At 45.2% G+C, this 21,609-nt stretch carries 15 protein-coding genes and 1 pseudogene; 7 read left to right on the top strand and 9 right to left on the bottom strand.

From position 1 onward, the window contains the following. On the top strand, positions 1–2,234 hold a 2,234-nt coding region (locus tag EZM41_RS06295), incomplete at its 5' end, for a DEAD/DEAH box helicase (protein ID WP_198470280.1). A gap of 22 nt (positions 2,235–2,256) precedes the next feature. Then, positions 2,257–3,447 (top strand): ribonuclease H-like domain-containing protein, encoded by a 1,191-nt coding sequence (locus tag EZM41_RS06290; protein WP_232619138.1) that lies wholly within the window; start codon positions 2,257–2,259, stop codon positions 3,445–3,447. Between the two features lie 47 nt (positions 3,448–3,494). Here the strand turns inward: EZM41_RS06290 and EZM41_RS06285 are convergent, their stop codons facing one another. From EZM41_RS06285 to EZM41_RS06260, 6 genes are all read right to left on the bottom strand, one after another. Then, positions 3,495–4,547 carry an Ldh family oxidoreductase gene (locus tag EZM41_RS06285; protein WP_198470278.1) on the bottom strand — a complete coding sequence of 351 codons (1,053 nt, stop codon included), beginning with the start codon at positions 4,545–4,547 and terminating at the stop codon, positions 3,495–3,497. After that, entirely contained in the window at positions 4,540–5,220 is a 681-nt protein-coding gene (locus EZM41_RS06280) for an RraA family protein (protein WP_198470277.1), read from the bottom strand. Before EZM41_RS06280 ends, EZM41_RS06285 begins: the two co-directional genes overlap by 8 nt. Before the next feature lie 58 nt (positions 5,221–5,278). Continuing rightward, on the bottom strand, positions 5,279–6,577 hold the full coding sequence (locus EZM41_RS06275) for a TRAP transporter large permease subunit (protein ID WP_198470276.1): 1,299 nt from the start codon (positions 6,575–6,577) through the stop codon (positions 5,279–5,281). Positions 6,578–6,589: 12 nt separating this feature from the next. Further along, positions 6,590–7,057 (bottom strand): TRAP transporter small permease, encoded by a 468-nt coding sequence (locus EZM41_RS06270; protein ID WP_198470275.1) that lies wholly within the window; start codon positions 7,055–7,057, stop codon positions 6,590–6,592. A 57-nt stretch (positions 7,058–7,114) separates the two neighbouring features. Beyond that, complete coding sequence (locus tag EZM41_RS06265; RefSeq protein ID WP_198470274.1) at positions 7,115–8,104, bottom strand: TRAP transporter substrate-binding protein; 990 nt, start codon at positions 8,102–8,104, stop codon at positions 7,115–7,117. Positions 8,105–8,167: 63 nt separating this feature from the next. Next, positions 8,168–8,836 carry a GntR family transcriptional regulator gene (locus EZM41_RS06260; protein ID WP_198470273.1) on the bottom strand — a complete coding sequence of 223 codons (669 nt, stop codon included), beginning with the start codon at positions 8,834–8,836 and terminating at the stop codon, positions 8,168–8,170. A 179-nt stretch (positions 8,837–9,015) separates the two neighbouring features. Between EZM41_RS06260 and EZM41_RS06255 the strand changes: the two genes are divergently transcribed. Next, complete coding sequence (locus EZM41_RS06255; protein ID WP_198470272.1) at positions 9,016–10,167, top strand: iron-containing alcohol dehydrogenase; 1,152 nt, start codon at positions 9,016–9,018, stop codon at positions 10,165–10,167. A 215-nt stretch (positions 10,168–10,382) separates the two neighbouring features. Here EZM41_RS06255 and EZM41_RS06250 read toward each other — a convergent pair whose 3' ends face one another. The 3 genes from EZM41_RS06250 to EZM41_RS06240 all read right to left on the bottom strand — a co-directional run bounded on the left by EZM41_RS06250 (position 10,383) and on the right by EZM41_RS06240 (position 13,313). Next, on the bottom strand, positions 10,383–11,654 hold the full coding sequence (locus EZM41_RS06250; protein ID WP_198470271.1) for a TRAP transporter large permease: 1,272 nt from the start codon (positions 11,652–11,654) through the stop codon (positions 10,383–10,385). Further along, on the bottom strand, positions 11,651–12,115 hold the full coding sequence (locus tag EZM41_RS14655; RefSeq protein WP_446697816.1) for a TRAP transporter small permease: 465 nt from the start codon (positions 12,113–12,115) through the stop codon (positions 11,651–11,653). The genes EZM41_RS06250 and EZM41_RS14655 overlap by 4 nt, the downstream gene beginning before the upstream one ends. Before the next feature lie 172 nt (positions 12,116–12,287). Beyond that, a complete protein-coding gene (locus tag EZM41_RS06240) occupies positions 12,288–13,313 on the bottom strand; it encodes a DctP family TRAP transporter solute-binding subunit (RefSeq protein WP_198470269.1) in 1,026 nt (341 codons plus the stop codon). 707 nt (positions 13,314–14,020) lie between these two features. On the opposite strand from EZM41_RS06240, the gene EZM41_RS06235 reads away from it, so the two are divergent. The 4 genes and pseudogenes from EZM41_RS06235 to EZM41_RS14650 form a co-directional block, all read left to right on the top strand. Next, positions 14,021–15,034 (top strand): hypothetical protein, encoded by a 1,014-nt coding sequence (locus tag EZM41_RS06235; protein ID WP_198470268.1) that lies wholly within the window; start codon positions 14,021–14,023, stop codon positions 15,032–15,034. A gap of 27 nt (positions 15,035–15,061) precedes the next feature. Then, positions 15,062–19,009 carry a PKD domain-containing protein gene (locus EZM41_RS06230; RefSeq protein WP_198470267.1) on the top strand — a complete coding sequence of 1,316 codons (3,948 nt, stop codon included), beginning with the start codon at positions 15,062–15,064 and terminating at the stop codon, positions 19,007–19,009. A gap of 384 nt (positions 19,010–19,393) precedes the next feature. Then, positions 19,394–20,812 carry an MmgE/PrpD family protein gene (locus tag EZM41_RS06225; protein WP_198470266.1) on the top strand — a complete coding sequence of 473 codons (1,419 nt, stop codon included), beginning with the start codon at positions 19,394–19,396 and terminating at the stop codon, positions 20,810–20,812. Between the two features lie 278 nt (positions 20,813–21,090). Next, positions 21,091–21,384, top strand: a pseudogene (locus EZM41_RS14650) (transposase); the annotation flags it as partial. Between the last annotated feature and the right edge of the window lie 225 nt (positions 21,385–21,609).

Below are 21,609 nucleotides of genomic sequence, written 5' to 3'. Positions count from 1 at the left end.
TCGAGAGCTTTATCCAGTGGATTTACTCCCTCCGGGGAGATATAGCCTCCGATGAAGCGATCCCGGCAAAGCCGGCTCGTTTCGGCGATTGGCCTGCCCTCAACGCGCGCCTCATAGAAGCACTTAGATCCAGAGGGATCGAGCGACCCTACTCCCACCAGAGCGATGCCATTTCGCGAATCTTAGCCGGTAAAAACGTGGTCATCGCTACGCCCACGGCCTCGGGCAAAAGCATATGCTATAACGTGCCAGTCATCCAGTCCATCCTGAACGATGAATCTTCAAGGGCTCTTTATCTCTTCCCGACGAAGGCCTTGAGCCAAGATCAGCTGGCCGAGCTTTACGCTCTCATCGAAGAGGTAGGCGTGCAAATTTTGACTTTCACTTACGACGGCGACACGGCACCAAGCGCAAGGAAGAAGATGCGCGCTGCGGGACACATCGTGATAACGAACCCCGATATGCTTCACACGGGGATATTGCCCCATCACACCAAATGGGTCAAGCTCTTTGAAAACCTCCGATACGTCGTACTGGATGAACTGCACATTTATAGGGGAATCTTCGGTTCTCATGTGGCCAATGTCATCCGTAGGCTCAAGAGGATCTGCGCCTTCTACGGCTCTCATCCGGTATTTTTGTGCTGCTCTGCCACCGTATCAAACCCAAAAGAGTTGGCGGAAACGCTGATCGAAGAGCCTGTGGAGCTCATTTCGGATAGCGGGGCTCCCACGGGGGAGAAGCGCATACTGCTATATAACCCTCCCATGATAAACCGCTCGCTCGGCATACGCGCTTCCTCGATCTTCGAAGCGACAAACATAGCAGTTGAAGCAATAAGCCGCAATATCAGCACAATAACCTTTACCAGATCCAGGCTCGACGTGGAGCTCCTGTTGACCTATATACGCCAAGGCTTGACTAAGCGGGGCCTTCCGGGCGATTTGGTCGCCGGCTACAGGGGCGGATATTTGCCAAAGGAACGCAGGGAAATAGAGCGCAGCTTGAGAGAAGGGAAACTCCTCGGCGTGGTTAGCACAAATGCCTTGGAGCTCGGCATAGATATAGGATCGCTGGAGCTCGCCGTGCTCCACGGCTACCCTGGAAGCGTGGCTTCCACTTGGCAGCAAATGGGCAGGGCAGGACGCCGCTCTGATCTATCCGCAGCGGTCATGGTCGCTTCATCCTTCGCCTTGGATCAGTTTTTAGCTTCAAACCCGAGGTATTTCTTCGGAGCATCTCCAGAGCGGGCACGCCTCAACCCCCAAAACCTCTACGTCCTCGCAAACCATGTGAAGTGCAGTGCCTTTGAGTTGCCGTTCTCAGCAGACGAGCGCTTCGGTAACGCAAATATAGACGAGATTCTAACCTATCTCGAAAGGCAAGGGGTTTTACACCAAGCCGGAGGGCGATATCACTGGCAGGCAGATTCATTTCCGGCGGAGGCAATTTCACTCCGCAGCGCCACGAGCGAGAACTACGTCATCGTGGACATCACGGACGTCGCCAAACCAACAGTCATAGGCGAAGTGGACCGGCCGAGCGCTCCCATGCTCATACACCCTGAAGCAATCTATTTCCACGGCGGAAAGAGCTACCAGGTTATGGAGCTGGATGAGGAGGGGATGCGCTGTTATGTGAAAGAAGTAAAAACAGATTATTACACCGATGCCGAGCTCGCCGTGCGACTACAGGTCCTGGACGTCTTCGAAGAGGCTGAGGATTGGGGTTGGGGAGAGGTATTGCTCGCCGCACATCCTACAATCTACAAAAAGATAAAACTCGCAACTCATGAAAATGTGGGTTACGGCCATGTCCACATGAAAGAAGAGCAGATGCATACCACGGCGTGCTGGTTCACCCCAGCCGAGGCCGTCTTGTCTCTCATGGATAAAGACAGCCAGAGCTCGGCGCTGGCAGGGTTGGCCCATCTGCTGCGCGGTGTGGCACCGCTCTTTCTAATGTGCGACAGAAGAGATCTCCAGGTGCACAGCATGGTAAAGGATCCGTTTCTCAACAAGCCGGCAGTATATTTGGCCGATAACACGCCTGGCGGCGTCGGGCTCGCCGAGGCAGCGTTCGGCTTGAGGAAGGCCCTCATAAAAGCTGCCACCGAATCAGTCGTGTCGTGCCCATGCGAGAAGGGATGTCCAGCCTGCGTAGGAGCGCTTGGAGCCTCCATAAACGCTAAAGAGACGGCGAGAAGGCTCCTTTCGTCTTTCGAGGTCATTTAGAGGTGAAATCGTCGTGAGCGACATGCTGTCTAAACTCGAAAAGGTCTTGGGCCGGGTGAACGAAGCAAAAATTTGCACGGCTCAAACTCAACCCAAAGGCCTGCCTCCTGGGGAGTGGCTCGACCAAGGGGTATATCTCTGCGAACATTCCATCTCATTGTCGTCACGCCACGGGAAAGTAAGCCTTCAAAACGTCCGCGATGCCATAAAGACGCTTGCCCCCTGGGGGGCAGCGGAGGAGGCTACGCTCTTAGACGTAGAGACGACCGGGTTGGCGGGAGGCACAGGGACTTATGCCTTTATGGCAGGGGTGGGGACGATAGAAGGAGAAGTCCTAATCGTGCGCCAGCTATTTTTAACCTCGCCCCAATATGAAAGCTCATGGCTTTATCATCTACGCAGGGTCATCCCCAAAGAAGTGGGGTTTGTAACGTACAATGGGAAGCGCTTCGACATCCCCTTGCTCGAGGGGCGTTTTATCTTGAACCGCCTCCCTTTCCCGGAGCAGGTACAGGGACACTTGGACCTGTTGCACCTCGCCAGGTCATTCTGGCGCGGAGTTTTTCCATCGTGTTCGCTCGGCGACGTGGAGCGTTACGCGCTGGGCGTGGAGCGCGAATCGCAAGATATTCCGGGTTGGTTAATCCCGGAGCTCTATCATGCTTTCCTGACCGACGGAGATGCCTCGCGCTTAAGTGGCGTATTTTACCACAACTATATGGACATAGTGTCGCTTGCAGCTTTGAAAGGAAAGTTGGCGTCCTTATTGGAGGGGCATGGGAAACCCCATGAAGGGCTCAAAGCCGGCGACCTTTGGGCCTCTAAAGGGAGCCAAGAAAAGGCATTTGCGCTCTGGAGGAAAGCCGTGGAGGAAATGGCTCGAGCCGACGAACCATTGAAGCGGCTCGCATATGCCCATAAATTGGCTGGGCGCTACGAAGAGGCGGCAGTTCTTTTCGAGGAGCTCCTGCAGCTTGAGCCGCGATCGATCGAATGCCTCGTAGAACTCTCCAAGATTTATGAACATCACCTTAAAGACTTAGACCTGGCGCTCGCCTACGCCCGCAGGGCGCTCCAGGCCTTGATGGAACTGAGACCGCTCATCTGGAACTTCAAGGAAGAAAGGGCAGCCTTGCTGCACAGAGTCAAGCGCATAGAGGAAAAATGTGCGCGAAGAGGAGCGCATAATAAGGAGGCTTTGGAGTCCTTCTGAGGGCCAAACGAGTTGACCCTCAGAAAAACCAACCTCCAAAAAATGACCTAAGGAAGCGTCTCTGGCCAGATGACTCCCAGCTCCCTCGCGAGATCAATTAGATCCTTTTCCGTCTCCTCGGCTAGCGGGATGCCCTCTGCCCTTCGTTTTTCTTCGTTCCTAAATTCGATCTCTCCGGGGATGAACACCTCGTCAAATCCGTGCGCAGGCGGAAGAGCTTTGATCTCGTCTATCATCTGGTCAATTCTGGCCTTAAAAACCTCAGCGTCACCAAAAGAAGCAGGATCGATCGCGTAAAATGCGTGCCCGATATCCTGTTTGTCTTGGAAGTTGCGATACAGATCGCCGAGATGGGGGCCAAAAGATGCCCCCGTCAATATCCCGGATAAAACGTCTATCAGTATGGCTATGGCAGAGCCCTTGGCTCCCCCAAAAGGAAGCACTGCCCCCTCAAGCGCGGCTTTAGGGTCTGTGGTGACGCGTCCTTCTTTGTCTATAGCCCAACCCTCCGGTATTTTTTCGCCCTTTTGTGCGGCCAATATGATTTTCCCCCTGGCAACGACGCTCGTCGCCATGTCGAGAACAATGGGAAGGCGCTTATCAGCGGGCACCGCCACAGATAAGGGGTTAGTGCCCATATAGGGCAACCTGGCTCCCCAAGGGGCCATGGTGGCTGGGGCGTTGGTCATGGCAACGCCTATCATCCCTTCGCCGACGGCTTGAAGTGTATAATACGCCGCCATACCGAAGTGGTTGGAATGCGCGACACCCACGAAGCCGACGCCGGCTTCGCGCGCCTTTTTGACGGCAATTCCCATGGCGCACTGCGAAACGACTTGGCCTATGCCGTTCTTTGCATCCACCAACGCCGTAGCGGCTCGCTCTCTGATGATTTCGGGCTCAGCCTTGGGATCGACGAGGCCGCGGCGAATGCGATCCACATAAATGCGCGTGCGCGTCACGCCGTGAGAAGAGACGCCTCTCAGATCTGCCTTCACCATAGAGTCCGATACCAAATGGGCCTTGTCCGCATCTACGCCAATTTTCACGAACACACTCTTACAGAAGCCGACCAAGGAATCGGCGGAATACCTATTCAATAATCTCGCACCCCTTTTCTTTAAGCGTGGCATCTACCCAGCTCCTGTCCCATGCAAGATCCTCTACCTGCTTAAAGATCAGCTGCTCTTTCTGGGCTATCTCTCTGGTTTTCTTGAGAACGATTTCAGCATCGCAGGGAGGGATCACTACCACCCCGTCGGCATCTCCCACGATGATGTCTCCCGGGTTAACGACCACCCCGCCGCACGATATAGGCACGTTTATCTCCCCAGGGCCGTCCTTAAACGGCCCGCTTGGCACTGCCCCTCTCGAAAAGACCGGGAACCCGAGTTCTTTTATGCCGAGCCAGTCGCGGATAGTGCCATCTACGATGAAGCCCCGTAGCCCTCTTCTCGCGGCATAGCGGACGATAATCTCTCCGAGTATAGAGTTGCTCATATCTCCCTGGGCATCGATGACTATGACATCCCCAGGTTGGGCCATATCTATGGCCTTGTGAACCATGAGGTTATCTTTGACGCGCGACCTGACCGTGAAGGCTACGCCCACGAGCTTCGAATCCTCTCGCACTGGCTTTATGCCGGCGTCCATGCAGAAAGCCCTCCCCATGTTGTCCGCAATGTTGGGTGTGGCATAGGGCAAAAAGGCATCCACAACTTCAAGCGGCGGGCGTTTGATCTTCGTATAGATCCTGAAACCTACGTTGCTCATACTTCATCCATCCCCCTTAAAAAGTGTAAAAGTATACAAACTACAAGACCAAAATATACTACCGCAAAAACAGCAATCTCGGTAGCCATAAAGACACCTGCGGAAAGATGGTCACCAAAGCTAAGCTTATGATGAGCGGAATATAAAAAGGAATTACAGCCTTGACCATCCTATCGAAACTCAAACGGGCCACCCGGCATACGGCAAATAAACACATCCCTATAGGGGGAGTCAAAAGCCCTATCATGAGATTTAATACCATGACCACACCCAAATGGACCGGGTTGATTCCAACAAGCTTAGCCAATGGCATCATTATAGGAGTAAGTATAATAATCGCAGCATTAGTCTCCATAAAACACCCCACTAACAACCAAAAGAGATTGAGGATAAGAAGAATCACCAGAGGATTTCGAGATATCTCAAATATCCGTTCCACAATGAACATAGGTATCTGTGTTTTGATAAGCAACCACGCATATAATGACGCCGCCCCAACCACGAACATAATTACAGCAGTTTCCCTCAATGTATCGTAAAGCACCTTGATCAAGTCACTTGAGCTTACTTCCCTATAAATAAACACCGAGAGAACAAATGCATATAGTGCTGCAACCGCTGCTGCCTCGGTAGGAGTGAATATCCCCAACAAGATACCGCCAATCAAGATAATCGGCGTAAGTAACGGCAAAAAAGCATCCCTCAAACCTCTACATACCTCGCTTATAGTTGGTAAAGCCCTTCTTGGATACCCTCTTTTAATCGCATAAAAATAAACCATGACCATCATACAAAAGCCTATTAACAATCCAGGGACAATTCCCGCCGTGAGGAGATAGGCAATCGAGACATCCCCCATTACGCCATACATTACCATTGGTATACTGGGCGGAATTATGGGGCCTATAGTAGAAGATGCAGCAGTAACCGCTGCGCTAAAATCTACATCATAGCCTTCATCAACCATAGCTTCAATTTCAATGGTTCCCAAACCAGAGGCATCCGCAACTGCCGAACCACTCATTCCAGAAAAGATAATGCTCGCTATAATATTAGCGTGTCCTAAACCACCAGGAAAATACCCCACTAAAAGATTAGCGAATCTGAAAATTCTCTTAGTAATACCACCTGTGTTCATAAGCTTGCCTGCTAATAAAAAGAACGGAATTGCCAGTAAGGTAAAATTATTAATTCCATAAATAATTCGTTGTGCAATTATTTCGTATGGAATATCTATTATTCCATATTCCCATACTAACGCAGCAACAGATGTTAACCCTATTGCATATGGCACTGGGAAACCAAAAACAAATAAAAATATCAATAAACCTAAAAAAAGGACGGTAAATAAAAACACTAAATCACCTTCTTACATTTTTTCGAATTTTTCAAAAGCCATCAAGTTGATTAACATAAAAGCTATCACCAATGGAAGACTTAGTATTGCTGGAAGGTATAATATGTTTGTCTTAAAGTAAGGTATAGATCCAAGAATTACATTGCTCGTTTTGTCAAATAAAATTAATGATCCTATCAAAAACAAAATTACAAAATATACAGAAAATAATACTATAACTACATGCCATTTTTTTTGTATGCTTAATTTGAATTTAGACACAAAATATGTAGTTCTTATTTGGGCATTATCATGCTCAACAAGCGCAATACCGATAATAGTAACCCATACAACAAGTATCCTAGCAACCTCTTCTGTCCATGGCACTGAAACTTTCATGACATACCTAAAAAATACCTGAGCTATAACGCACAACACTAAACCTACAAAAACAATCATTGTAAACACTTTAACAATTCTGTAAATTAAGCGCATTAGCATAACACAACCTCCTTGCTTGCCGCAGAGTTCAACTCTGCGGCAAGCAACGGTTTATTGTTATTCTCCTAAGTATCCCTTTACTGCATTCCACACTTCAGGAGTCCACCCCTTAGCCACCTCTTTTAATCCAGGAAGGGCAGCCCTCCTAAAGGCTTCTTTGTCTACTTCAACGATCTTCATGCCTAATTCAACTAATTTCTGTTCTAACTCTTTATCCCTAGTCTCCATCTGTGTATTGCCCCATTCCATTGCTTCATTCATAGAGTTCAATATAACCTGACGATGATCAGATTTTAAATTAGAAATAAACTCTTTATTAACCACCACATGAAAGAGATTAAATAAGTGTTCTGTCTTTATTAGATATTTCTGAACCTCATACAATTTTGCAGAGTAAATATTTTCATATGGATTCTCCTGAGCATCAGCTACTCCCAGTTGTAACGCCGTATAAACTTCTGGCCAGGCAATTGGAGTCGGCAATGCACCCATAGATTTCCATACTGTGACCCAAGATGGGATCTCCGGAACCCTTATTTTTAACCCCTTTAAATCTCCTGGCGTTTTTACTTCTTTGTTAGCGGTAAGATTCCTAGGGCCACGAGTATGTAGACCAATCAGAACGATATTTCCTCTTTGCTCTAAAGCCAACTTTATTTTATCACCTAAATCTCCACTCCAATATTCGTAAACAGATTCCAAATCTGGAAATACAAACGGAACAACAGTAGGGTCATATTCAGGAGCATAAACCGAAGTAATTATGTCTCCAAATATACTCATTTGAATCACGCCAGTTTTAATTTGCTCGATGTTGTCTTTTTCGCCACCTAACGCTGCTCCTGGGAATAGTTTTACGACAATTTCATCATTAGTCTTAGCTTCAACTTTGTCCTTAAACATTTGCAAAGCCTGATTTTCCACTGTGCCTGGTGGAGTATGAATAGCAAATGTAATCTCGGTAGCCTTGGCTGCATAACTTGCATGTTGCCACCCACACAGCAGCACTAAAACAACTAAACTCAAAATTAATTGCCACTTCTTCATTTCTAACCCCCCTTTTTTATTTACCTATTTATAGATTTTTGTAGCGCACATAATGTACCCAATTTACTCCTTAGAACAAAGCCGTAGGATGAGTTCCTCTTTGGCTTGTCTAATATGCTCATATATTAACCTCTCTGCCAATTCGGCATCCTGTTCCCTAAGAGCTTGTATAATGTCACCATGTTCCTTGATCGCTCGCATGGGTCTGCCTGGAAATAATATTGTTCTTGCCATAACAACTTCAATCTGAAGCTGCAGACTTGACGTTACGACTCTTAAACGGCGACTGCCAGCAATCGTTAAGAATAAGTTATGAAGCTTTTTGTTGTATTCACGGTAAGCAATTAGATCGTTCTTTTGCAACGCAGCATAACCCTGCCTTTGTAGTTCTTCTAATTGGATTAAATCTTCAACGGTGCGCCTTTTTATACTCAAACAGATTGCGAGTCGTTCAAGATATTCACGAAGATCGTAAATTTCTATGACATCCTCAGTATCTAGAACCGCTACCCTAACTCCAACGTTGGGTATTCTCTCTGCTAAACCCTCATGAACAAGCTGTTGTAAGGCTTCTCGCAATGGAGTACTGCTAACACCGAGTTCTTCGCACAAAAATGATTCCCGCAACCAATCACCAGGTTTAAAGTGGCCATCAAGGATAGCCGCAACTAACACTTGATAGATCCGCTGACTCAGCGAAATTGCTTGTACCTTTAGATTCAAGCCAGGCATCGAAATCACCCCATTGCTTTATTGCTGCTGGATAAAAGAATATGATATATAATATATAATGTCAATACCTCAAACAAAAATTATCTATTCTAAGAGAGGTGACATATTGAGACAAAGTATAAACATTTTAAATTGCAAGCATTAACGAATTTAATTACCAACATGTGGAGGTGTTCTAGATGCAGTTCACATTTAAGTCGCCAACAGAAATTGTATTTGGCTCAGGAAGCATTAAGCAAATTCCTGAAAAGATAGAAGAAATGGCAAGCAATCGTGTTTTCGTCGTGACAGACAGTGGCGTAAAGGCAGCAGGCATCTTAGATAAAGCTGTAAGGCTGTTAGAAGAAGCCAAAATCCAATACACTATTTTTGACAAAATAAATAAAGAACCTACTATTAGCCTCCTTGAAGAAGTAGTAGATGAGCTAAATAAAAGTGGTGCCCAAGTTGTCTTAGGCTTAGGCGGTGGCTCATCTATGGATACAGCAAAGGCCGCAGCAATACTCGTGAAAAACCCAGGAGTTGTTATAAATTACCTAAAAGGGAGAGAAACTTTCAAAAATCTTGGACTCCCAGTCATAGCCGTTCCAACCACAGCAGGGACGGGAAGCGAATTAACAAGGTTTGCAGTCTTCACGGGTGTCGAAATAAAAACTAAATATTCATTTGGGGACTATAAGATCATGGCAAAATATGCAATTTTAGACCCTGAGCTAACGCTAACGTTACCTCCCAAGATGACAGCTGGTACTGGCATGGATGCCCTTACGCATGCTATAGAGTCATACGTAAATTACGCTGCCCATCCTATATCTGAGTCTATGGCCATACACGCTATAAAACTCGTGGCTAAAAGTTTGCGCAAGGCTGTAGCTAAAGGCGATAACCTCAAGGCGCGAGAAGATATGCTTATGGCAAGCGCCCTGGCAGCAATGGCCTTTAGCTCTACAAGGGTAGGCATAGTACACGCTACCTCGCAACCAGCAGGCGCACACTTTAGCATACCCCACGGCATTAGCAATGCCATCATGCTGCCTTACGTTATGGAGTATAACCTCATCGGCAATCCGGAAAAGTATACAGAAATAGCCATAGCCTTTGACGAGCATACCAACAACTTAACACCAATGGAAGCGGCAGCTAACTCTGTAAAAGCTATAAGGGATCTAATAATAGACATAGGGATAACGGAGCGCCTCAGTGACTACGGTGTGAAAGAGAGCGACCTTGACATGCTGGCTGATGAAGCACTTACCAGCCCTAACATTCCCCTTAATCCACGATACCCTTCCAAGCAAGATATTGTAGAAATATATAAAAAGGCTCTCTAAAAACTACTTAGGCAGGTTGGTAGTTATCGACGTTAAATCAACCTGCCTAAGTAGTGCTTTTGGTTTAATTTGTGTAAATTAAATTCTATATGTGGATTGCTTATAAAGTCGCTAAATTGCTCAAATTTAGCATCTGTTATTTAAATGACAGATAAATAACACTTGTAGTATGCGTTTTGCAAGTTACTATTAATTTACTATTAACAAGCATATAATCATGTAAGGATTTTAACTGGTATAAGCGTGATTGCGGGAAACATGGCAAGGAGAATCAATAAAAGCAGCATAGCCAAATAATAAGGAAGTGCTGCTTTTACTATCTCCTCAATGGTAAGGTTTGAAATAAGCGAGGTTGCAAACAAGCACACACCCACTGGGGGTGTCGAGAGGCCGATTGATAAGGCTGTTACCATAAAAACCACAAAGTGTATAGGATCTATGCCAACCGACGACGCAGTCGGGAAGACAACAGGAGTTAAAACTAGAAGTGCCGCAGTTATGTCCATAAACATCCCCACAATAATAAACACTACCCCCATGAGGAGAAGTACAATAGTTGGATCTTGCGAAAATGAGAGGATAATGGTGCTAACTTTTAATGGAAGTTTATCAATGGCGAAAATATAGGTCGCTGGTGCTGCAGTCGCGGCGATTAACAATATTGTGCCTGTTGTAGCTCCAGCACGGATGATTAGATAGGGCAGTTTCTTCCAACGAAATTTCCGGTACACAAAGAACCCTATGAGTAGTGTATAAATTACGGCTAAAGCCGCAGCTTCGGTAGGCGTAACAAACCCCAGAAAAATCCCTCCAAGGATAATTATAGGCGAGAGCAATGCTGGTATTGCTCTACCAATAGATTTCAATGCTTCTGATAACCTTACGGGTATTTGTTGGCCATAATTATATCTTACGCAAAGGCTATAGTTAACTATCATAAAGATAGCCATGAGAATAACCGCAGGGCCGAACCCACTGGCCAGCACTGCTCCCACCGATTGCTCTGCAGCCACAGCGCCAATTATCATCAGTATGCTCGGTGGAACTATAGAAGCCAACGTGGACGTAACCATGGTCACCGCCGCCGCATATGGACGTGGGTATCCATTAGCCGTCATTGCCTTTATCTCAAGTGGTCCCAGGCTACCAACATCAGCAACTGATGATCCAGATATCCCCCCAAAGATCATACTGGCCAAAATATTAACATGGCCAAGTCCGCCTCGCCATCTCCCCACCATTGAGTTAGCTGCATCGAATATGCGGTCGGAAACCCCACCTTCCTCCATCACCATTCCTGCCAATACAAATAAAGGGACCGCAACCAGCAGGAAGCTATTCATAGATGTATACATGAGCCGAGCGACAACCACTAAAGGCAAATCAAACATGACCAGAGTAGCAACAACTGCGAGCCCAAGCGAAATTGCCAAAGGAATTCCTATTAAACTAAGAATAAAGAAAATAGTTAATAGCATAACACTCATTGAAATCTATCCTCCGATGTCAATCCTTCTTCTCCTACAAATAGCTCTTGAATGAGCTTTTTACGCGTACTCTTGTCTACGTATACACTTTGAAATTGTGCAATTATAGCCAGCGCCGCCCCTATCGAGATCGGAAGAGTGACAAGATACATCGGAATTCCACATGCTGGGGACATTTCACCGCTTCTAAATTGCTGTAGAGTCATTCGTAAACCCTGATGCGCCAAAATAACAAAAAATATAGTCCCACTAATGAAATAAAAATGTATGTACAAACTCTGAAGATGTTTGGGAAGCAGTTTCAGTAAGAAAGTTATTCGGGCGTGCTCTAGCCGCCTAAAACCCACCGTCATTCCTAAAAAAACTGTTACGATGAAGGAGTTGCGCGTGAGCTCTTCGCTCCACGGCACAGACCTACTTAAAAGCCGAGTCGCAACCTGGATAGTGACTATCGCAAGCATTCCCCCAACGCTACACAATAACAACCCGTCAATAACTGTCCAAAGCAACCTCTGTGACTTCATCATGGCCTCCTAGAATAAGTCCGCATCTCCCCGGTTGCAACCGAGGAGATGCGCATTCATGACATAAAGAGCAACGGCTGGATTCCTTGTTGACGTGAATATAATTATGTTACTGCCGACCTAAGAATTTTAGAGTTCTATCCATAAAATCTGCCCCCACAAGCCCTTCAAACCGAGGGTACAATGCTAATGCAATTTCTTGGAACGCGGCTTTCTGGTTTGCAGTCAACCAATTAACCTGCATTCCATGAGATTTGAGCTTAGCAACAATATCTTTCTCCGCAGGAAGATCATAATCAAGTTTGAAACGCGCAGTCTCAACTGCAGCCGCGCGAATGGCATTCTGAACATTAGAGTCAAGGCTGCTCCAAAGGGTCTTATTAAAGACCAAAACATAGGCATCGGCAATATGCTCTGTCATTGAGAGAAATCTTTGAACTTCATAGAATCTGTTTGCGAGAGGGACTTCAACCGGATTCTCTTGGCCATCGATTGTTTTAAGCTGTAAAGCCGTGTAAACTTCCTTAAAATCCATAGGGGTGGGATCAGCTCCCAATGAACCAAAAAACTCAACCCACAATCTGTTGTTTGGCACTCTTAGTTTAAGACCTCGAAAGTCTGCTGGTGTCTCAATTGGCCGTACTGAATTTGTGACATTTCTGAACGTGCGAATCATTAGAGCAAGCCCAACTGAATTTAGCCTATCTAAAGATGCCAACAACTCCTGGCCTGGTGCACCTTCTAAAAAGTTCATAAATTCATCGTAGTTCTTAAAAAGATACGGTAGGCTAATGGCATTCATGCGCTTTTCAAATGACGCATACACGGAGGTAGAAAGTATTGTTGCATCCATCGACCCATCTTGGACCATATTTATAGCGGCATTTTGGTCGCCGCCAAACAGCACACCATCTGCAAAAACTTCGACTTTTACCTTACCCTCAGTAGCTTTGTCAACCTCTTTTGCAAAGTGCTGTGCAGTAACACCCACCGAAGAGTGTATAGGATCACCCACACCTAACTTGACCTTAATCGTCTTTCCCGTTGACGCCAAAGTACTGCTACAACTAGTTATGATTAAAGTGGCAATCAACAAGATTACGCTCGTACATTTTAATCGCTTACAATTCTTCATTCATTTTTCCTCCTTATACTTTTATTGTATTTTTAGCAATTTCGTCAACTAACAAAAAAATTAATCAGCACAACTTAACGTACTATTTCCTACCAGTTTTTCTATACATCTAACTAACTATATAAACTGAAACTAGATATTACTTAATGAATAACTATCGTTATCTCAATTCAACCCTCCAAAAGTCACTTTAAACTGTGCATAATATATATTACATAATCTAACTTAAGTCAAGCTAGGCCGAGGCTGTTTGAAAATTTCCTTTCGCACCATAACAATGAACCGCCCCGGCGTCAATCCCGGGGCGGTTCATAATAGACAGTCTGGCTTAGGGCGTGTTCTCTGCATATTTCAGACACTGTTTTTTTGACCCTTGAGGCCTTCCATCACGATTGCAAACTTTTCTTCTGCCGTCCATTTCCTCTGTTTCATAGCTGCACCCTCCTATTGTGCTACCATGAGAGAGTTCTTCATCCTCCCTTTTGGGATATTATCCTCTACACTTTGAGGGTGTCCATGCTCTCAGGAGTTCAGTATATTTTGTACTTGCACCGATAGCCCCATCCCCCTTAAGGAGACAATGATTTAACTTTGATTTTTAGGTGAGGCATCGATGGGTTGACAGGTTTCTTAGCCAGTGTCTATAATTCTTTCTGAGGACGACTATAATCAGGGATCACTATAAAAAAATGAAAGGGCAAATAAGGATGAGTATCTATAGAAAAGGTTTTGGGACCAAAACAGCCTTTTTGGTTTTAACTATTTTACTTCTTTTTATTCTTCCATTTAATATTCAAGCCAAAGAAACAAGGGGCACACCCCAGTTGACCTCTTTAGAAGCAGCTAAAATGGCTTACCAGGAGGCTTGTAAGTGGGATTCAGAAGCGGTCTTGTGGTATATGAATCCTCCAGCGGTGACTTTAGACTATCATTGGGGGGAGAATGACCTGGCTTGGGAGTGGATTTTTATTTTTGCTCGCCCTCAAGATGAACAAGTGCATTATATAAAAATTAAAGACAGTAAAATTATTTCCACGGAAGAAGGCGGAGAATATCTAAAAAGAAAATCTCCCATCCTCCCCGATTTTCCTAAAGATAGACCACGTATTTCCATGCGAGAAGCGGCTCAGGTTGCTTTTTCTGCTGGAGCTCCTTCTTGGGAAAGACCCAGTATTGTTTATATTATTGAGAATTCAAATAAAGAATTTCAGGGAAGACCAGTATGGTTTTTCCTCTTTGGCTCCAAGCTTTCAACCTATGTGATTGACGGAATAACGGGGGAATTTTTAGCTCAGGAATATTTCGACCCCGAGACGCTCAAAAAGATCAGCCCAGAAGAAGTAAAATATGACTTCGATCCTGATAAAGTTGCCAAAATAAAAGAAGAAAATTTTATTTATGACTATTTCGAAGCAATAGATCAAGGGGATACAGAGCTGTATTTTTCAATGATGGACAAAGAACTTTTAGGTAATGAAAATATGCAGGGGATGTGGAAGGCCACTTTTTCTAGCTTAGAACTGATTAAAGTAGTAAGTGCATATCCAGAGGAGAAACGAAAGTGGCATAATAATCAACCTCTATACCGGGTTATTGTCTATGCTCTTTCTAAGCCGGGGTTCCCCTACTATGGTTGGGACGAAGGAAGAAACACTCGTTGGATTAGCATATCACCCGAAGGAAATAGCTGGAAAATAACAGCTATTGCCACTAGCCCCTAAATATCTATCTGAATAAAGATGATGAAAATGAAAAATGAGAGTGGTAAGAGAGAAGAAGCCTTATTGAGTTTTCGTATGGTACGATTTCTCTTTCTAATCATCATGCTCATGGCTCCAACTGCTATTGTGGCTCAATCTGCCGGCCAAGAGCCGGCAAACCAATCTACTGAACATTTTTCCGTCGTTTTGACTTTAAATCCTTCAGGCGAAATAACCATTGATGATTTATTTCAGCAGAACAACTTGCTGGCCATAGCTTACGGAAATCATAAGCAGCTAAACTCTAACCTGCTGGTCTTTGATCTAGACAGCCACAAGAGGATTTATGAAATTTCAGAGCCCGGTTTGCACGATTTGGTTCATCCCTATCTTTTGGGGAACAAGTTGCTCTATCAGAAAATAGCCCATCCCGGTTATCAGACTATTTGTATAGATTTATTTGCTGAAGAGCCAAAGAACTTTACTTTTCAAGGTGTATTTGCGCAGGTCACAGATGATGGTCATTTATTGGTTTGGCATTACGATGATGATATCCGTAAATACATTAATCAAGTCATTGATCTGCAAACAGGAGCGGTACTGTTTGAGCCAGATATTTCTGCGGGAGGAGAGGATGAAACCCTTTGCATCGAAGACACAATTATTTTCCCCTTTTGCGATGGACAGAAGGACCCTGCTGGTTATAGAGCTATGTCTACATCGGGTGAGGACATATTTATTTTACCCACAGTTTACGGTGAATCCTATTTTGAAATACCAGATTGCCGGTCTAAAATTTCCTCCTTTCCTTTACCTGTAATCAGGAAACAAAAAGACGCTTTGCGGGATGAATGGCGTTGGTTTTTGGAGTATGTCGATCGGCAAGGAGAGGTCATAGCATCTCACGAACTTGAAGAGCTAAATCTTAATAACTCTAACATAGAAGATATAGATTGCTTTTCTGTGGTTGATGAAAGCCAGTTCGGATATTTATTGAGATTTAGATATCACTGCCTTGAGGAAGCAGGAGGTTCTAAATGGTGTTATGTTTTTACTGATTTATCCGGCAATATCATTAAAATATTTGATGAACAAGACGACTGTGATATAGGTTTTGACCCACAGGGCAATATCCTTTTGTTACCCAATAGTGGTCCATTCTCAGGTATACTGCAATGCTATCGGCAAGACGGGACCCTGCTTTTAAATGCTCCGATACCCTGCGTGTTTGCAGGTAGTAATTTTGCAGAAAGAGAATTCAGATTTACCAGCGATAATGAAGTGCTGGGATGGGAAAGCAATCGATTTAGCAAGTATTCTTTAGTAACAGGGCAGCTAACCGGAATTTACTCTATATCTTATAGTTATTATATTGATGCTTCAAAAACAATTATCTATAATGACCAGGTTTATTTTTTTGCTCAACCTCGAATTGCTCGACCACGTAGGGGCCATGAGCCCAAGATCTCTGGAAGCAATTATTGTGCCTTTTCAGCAGCTGAACCTGGCTGGCTAGATGTTGAACTGGTTTCCATCAAGCCCAATGCTGGGAGTAGTTATGAACTGTGGGATAATACCGAAGTAAAGGTAATGTTCGAAACAGAATATGGCTATGATTTCGAGAAGAATCTGACAGTAGCTTTTGAAAAGGGAGAAGTTTTATCAGTCAATCAGAATGATTTGCAATATACCTGGAAAACTCCGACTGTCATCAGCGGGAGTCAGGAGAATGCTCGCATTACTGTCTCCTATGGTCCAGTATCCAGAGAATTTATAGTCACAGTCAAGGACCCTCCTCCGATTGCCTCTTTTGCTTATCAGCCCGCCTCTCCACAAACTGATCAGGATATTAGTTTTAATGCCTCAAAATCTTCCGATGTCGACGGTTCTATCGTGTCTTACCAGTGGGATTTTGGAGATGGAACATCAGTCCAGGAACAACAGCAAAGTATAATAAAATATCATTTTGCAAAGGCCGGGGAATATCAAGTTACTTTGACTATCACTGATAATAACGGTCAAACCGCCTCCATTGCTAAAAGTATTCGGGTAAGCAAGGCGCCAGAAGCCCCTGTTGCTGATTTTAAGGTTTTAGCTCCTTCTTCCCAATGGGACACTAAAGTTCGCTTTGATGCCAGCCTGTCAAAAGATGCCGACGGTTCCATTGTGTCTTACAACTGGGATTTTGGTGATGGGACCACCGGAGAAGGGATTACTGTTGATCATGAATATTTTTCAGTAGATGTAATTATTAATGATCGTCAAGTTACTCTGACGGTTAAGGACAATCAGAATTTAACCGCCACCAAAAAGATACCCATCGTAGTTGGTTATATCCTAACCTATGAAAATAAAGGGAGGATCGGCATTCCGGCAGCATTAAGAGATAAGGACAATCGCAAGGTGGATTATAAAATTGAAATTACTACTGGAAACGTTAAAGATGCAGGAACAGACAGCTTTGTTTATGTGGCACTTTTTGGTCCAGAAACGGAAAGGGGCAGATACGGAAGTGGAGAATTTGAGCTTTATGATGTACGTTATCCAAATCGACCTTTTGAACAAGGGCAGACTGATTATTTCACCAAGCAAGGATACTACTTAGATGAAGTAGAATTTATGACCCTAAGGCATTCTAACCAATACGATAAACCAGGTTGGTATGCACAGTCAGTTAAGGTAAAAAACACGTCCAACGGCAAGGAATGGCTGTTTGTGCCTGATCAATGGTTAGCTATGAATGAGCCTCCCGAAAATCAGACCTGGGGTATATTTTATCCGGTCCAACAGTATAGTATTCTTTACAAATGGAAAGACCGCTCTTTAGGGATGATTGAAGCCAGTGATCATATCTTTATCCTTCCAAAAGATGCCGAAACGTTCTATTTTAGGGTTTTGGATCGAGATTTTAATCTGGCAGTTTATCGCCAGGAATTTCTCCCTAACGGAACCGTGAGTAATACTTTTGTGGGGAATCAGTTTTTCACCGGGAATGGACCAGGTTTATCCTACAGTTCTGGGAAGATTACCAAACCCACCCGTTTTATGGTAAAAATCAAGGAAGGAAATACGCTCAAAGAAGAGCTTTATACCTGGGTTTTCCCCAGCAACTGGAAAGATAATAAAAATGAAGCGCGTAAGGTGACCTTACTTTATCCTTTAAAAGGTTCAACCGAAATCTTTTTGCAGGGGCAGCAATTTAAAAATTATTTGACCGGACTTCGGGTTAATATTAACAATGTCTCTGCACCTATAATAAAGTATGGAGCAGATTCGCTGAAGATCTTCGGCAGCGTTCCGGATGAAAAACTATTTTCCTGTATCGAAATACCTGTGAAGAAATATACCGAACAGAAAGCTGTTAAAGTGCTTGCGACAATGACCGGCAAGACTTTTAATAAAATTACCGATGAAATTGTCAGTATATATAAGTCTCTTTACAAAGCAGCAAAATGGGGTTCTCAACTGGATGGAGTAATAGCATATTCTACTGGTGAGGTGTACAAGATTGACTTCTTAAAATATATTGGTGATAATGATGATAACTTCCTACAATCTCTTGAGCTGCTGGCGAAAATTAAGGAGAAAATAGATGGCTTAATAACTAGTGTGGATAGTAACAATCTGCAATCCTGCATTAATTACTTAAATGATATCAAAAAATTTGCTGTTGGAAATAATCCTGACAGTGAAAATAAAGATGACCATATTATTGATTATCCTAGTGGCCAGACGAATAGATATCCTCTTTATCTGGTGCTGGCTACTGAATTATACAATATTCAATCCTGGAGAGATTATCATCATGGCTATTTAGATAGTTATATCGGAGGCACAATGAGTACTTGGTTGGAAGGTTTAATAGGTTTGAGTGAAGAAGATAAAAAGGATATAACTAACGAGGCCATGGACGTTTATGAGCCCATTATCAAAAAGCTAATAGACCTTTCCAGCATTCTTATCAGTGCGTCCTTATTAACCGATCAGTCATTTTAGCTATGTCATCCAGGGAACTTGTGCGACAAAAATAGCGTTAAATGCTGCATCCTGCATAAAGGACTTAAGAATAAGCCTTTGGCAGGACACGGGTGGAAAAAACAAGAGGGTGGTTAGGCAAGCTTTCGCATAGAGTAAGTACAAGTATTTGAAATAGCAAAAAGATATAGCGAACTCGACCGGTTTCCCTGCGGAGGAGTATGCGCAACAAAGTAAAGACGTTCTTGGCTTTCATGGCAATGGACATTAAAGGGCATTTAACATCCTCAAACTGGCACGAATCTCAAGTTGCGGTCAGGGGGAAATCCAGTGTTTGCAAGGAATTGTGGATTTTTTGACTAGAGGCTTTCGATCCGACATCTATTGATGAGAGGGTGACAACAGTTGTCTACACAGCGGCAGTCCGTTGCCGAAGGGCGTCATTGTGAGTCGACGCGCACCTTGGCAGAGCTGATTTTAGGCTTGCGTTTCGAAGATATCCCAGATGAAGTCGTAAACCGGGCTGTGCAGAGCGCCTTGGATTTCTTCGGCGTTGCCATCGGGGCATCCCAGCATCCATTGGTGGAAAAGATGGCGAGGTTGAGCGCTGCTTTGGGATCTCCCGCGCAGGCTACCGTAATCGGGCGCAAGGAGAGGCGGGACGCGCTGTGGGCAGCCTTGATCAACGGTTCGATGGCGCACATCCTCGATTTCGATGACACGCATTTCCCCACCATTTTGCACGGTTATACTCCTATTCTGGCGGCCTGTTTGGCGTTGAGCGAAGCCTTGTCGGATTTCTGTGACGGTGACAACAAAGGGATAAATAAAGTCTCTGGCAAGGAGCTTATTGCGGCTTTCGTAGCCGGGTACGAAACGAGCGCTCGGGTGGCCTTATCCGTTCACCCGTCTCACTACGACCGAGGCTGGCACATAACCGGCACAGTCGGCGTATTCGGGGCGTCTGTCGCCTGCGGGAAACTCCTTCGACTCGATGTCGATCGGATGGTCTGCGCCTTGGGTATCGCGGCTTCTCAAGCTTCAGGCTTGCGCGAAATGTTCGGCACTATGACTAAACCGTTTCACGCTGGGAAAGCGGCACAAAACGGGCTGCTGGCGGCGTTGCTCGCCCGTGAAGGGTTCACGAGTTCGAAAAGAAGCTTAGAGGCCGAGAGGGGGTTTTGCCATGTAATGTCCGACTACCCTCACCTCGATCGCCTGACCGAAGGCTGGGCATCCAAATGGGAGATCCTCAATTCCGGCTTTAAACCTTATCCGTGCGGGGTTGTAACCCATCCGGCCATCGATGGCGTTCTCTCTTTGCGGCGCAAACATGCCTTGGACCACCGTCGAGTGACATCCGTGCGCGCCAAATGCCATCCCTTGGTGTTGGAGCTTACGGGGAAAAGTGAACCGCAAACGGGGTTGGAGGGCAAGTTTTCTATCTACCATTGTTTAGCCGTAGCGCTCGTCGACGGGATTGTGGCCCCGAGCAGCTTTACAGATAGCCGAGTTAAAGATGCCGAGATAGAAAAGGTGCGTAGCCTCGTTACGGTAACGGTGGACCCTTCCTTGGGTGAGGATCAAGCTGAAATTGTCATCGAGCTCGAAGGTGGCCATATACTCAAAGAGTTTGTGGAGCACGCTTCTGGCACTCCAGAGCGCCCGTTGACCGCTGCCGAGCTCGAACGCAAATTCTCTGCCCTCATCTCCGGTCACCCTGATCTCGAAGCCTTAAATATTGACCGCCTGAAACAAGATATCTTCGACATGCCAAAGCTCGACGACGTCCGCTGCCTGCTCAAAGCGGCCTCCCCACACTAATTATGGTGGCGACTTTGGACATTGCAATGGATATAGGGGCTGATTTATAAGTTTTATAGATGGTTAGGAGGCACGCTGAAGATTGTGCCACTTTAGTTGGAAGCCGTGCCTTCATGCCATGTTCGCAAAAGCCAGACTATATCTTTTACTCAATAACACGACAGAAAAGACTTTTTGGGTTATAGAGCCCATAGGTGCCATGGCAATCTAACAAGAAACAAGTTGATTGAACCGCCCCGGGATTGACGGAGAGTAAAATTCTTCAAGAGAAGGAAGTCATGAAAACGCAAATCAGGTACTCACACCTAATAAAGGAACGGGCGGTTCGTATGGTATTTGAACATGAGAAGGAATATCCTTCCCAATGGGCTGCTATTAATTCCATAGCCCCTAAGATTGGTTGTACACCTGAGACTCTTAGGACTTGGATTAGGCAAACTGAAAGAGATCAAGGGATACGTCCTGGAATGACGAGCGCGGAACGCGCGATCGCATGAAGGAGTTGGAGCTAAGAGAACCTAAGCTTGCGCCGCGCCAACGAAATCATACGCAGGAGTGGTGCTTTTTGCGCTTGAGCGATGCTCGTATCGCCTTGCGCAAAATGATGGTTGCCTTTATCGACGAACTTAAAGACAAGATTACGAAGCCTTAGCCGATTTGTCGTGCATTACAGATCGCTCAGTCGAATACTTGCTAAAGAAAACGCAGCCAAATCGATCCAGCTTCTCACTGGCCTCGCAAAAGGCGTGATGCCATGTTGCGGGAAGAAATTAAAAGGGTATGGGAGGAATTCCTGA

Origin of the sequence: Acetomicrobium sp. S15 = DSM 107314 (assembly GCF_016125955.1) — a bacterium.
GTDB lineage: Bacteria > Synergistota > Synergistia > Synergistales > Thermosynergistaceae > Thermosynergistes > Thermosynergistes pyruvativorans.
Note: the sequence above shows the minus strand (reverse complement) of the source record. Positions and strands in the feature narration are given on the sequence as shown.

Excerpts from the sequence above, each read along its gene's own strand:
- EZM41_RS14655 (WP_446697816.1), bottom strand. The coding sequence starts at position 12,115 with ATGCTTGCGATAGTCACTATCCAGGTTGCGACTCGGCTTTTAAGTAGG.
- EZM41_RS06260 (WP_198470273.1), bottom strand. The coding sequence starts at position 8,836 with ATGCCTGGCTTGAATCTAAAGGTACAAGCAATTTCGCTGAGTCAGCGG.
- EZM41_RS06230 (WP_198470267.1), top strand. The coding sequence starts at position 15,062 with ATGAAAAATGAGAGTGGTAAGAGAGAAGAAGCCTTATTGAGTTTTCGT.
- EZM41_RS06290 (WP_232619138.1), top strand. The coding sequence starts at position 2,257 with ATGCTGTCTAAACTCGAAAAGGTCTTGGGCCGGGTGAACGAAGCAAAA.
- EZM41_RS06235 (WP_198470268.1), top strand. The coding sequence starts at position 14,021 with ATGAGTATCTATAGAAAAGGTTTTGGGACCAAAACAGCCTTTTTGGTT.
- EZM41_RS06280 (WP_198470277.1), bottom strand. The coding sequence starts at position 5,220 with ATGAGCAACGTAGGTTTCAGGATCTATACGAAGATCAAACGCCCGCCG.
- EZM41_RS06255 (WP_198470272.1), top strand. The coding sequence starts at position 9,016 with ATGCAGTTCACATTTAAGTCGCCAACAGAAATTGTATTTGGCTCAGGA.
- EZM41_RS06270 (WP_198470275.1), bottom strand. The coding sequence starts at position 7,057 with ATGCTAATGCGCTTAATTTACAGAATTGTTAAAGTGTTTACAATGATT.
- EZM41_RS06265 (WP_198470274.1), bottom strand. The coding sequence starts at position 8,104 with ATGAAGAAGTGGCAATTAATTTTGAGTTTAGTTGTTTTAGTGCTGCTG.
- EZM41_RS06250 (WP_198470271.1), bottom strand. The coding sequence starts at position 11,654 with ATGAGTGTTATGCTATTAACTATTTTCTTTATTCTTAGTTTAATAGGA.
- EZM41_RS06240 (WP_198470269.1), bottom strand. The coding sequence starts at position 13,313 with ATGAAGAATTGTAAGCGATTAAAATGTACGAGCGTAATCTTGTTGATT.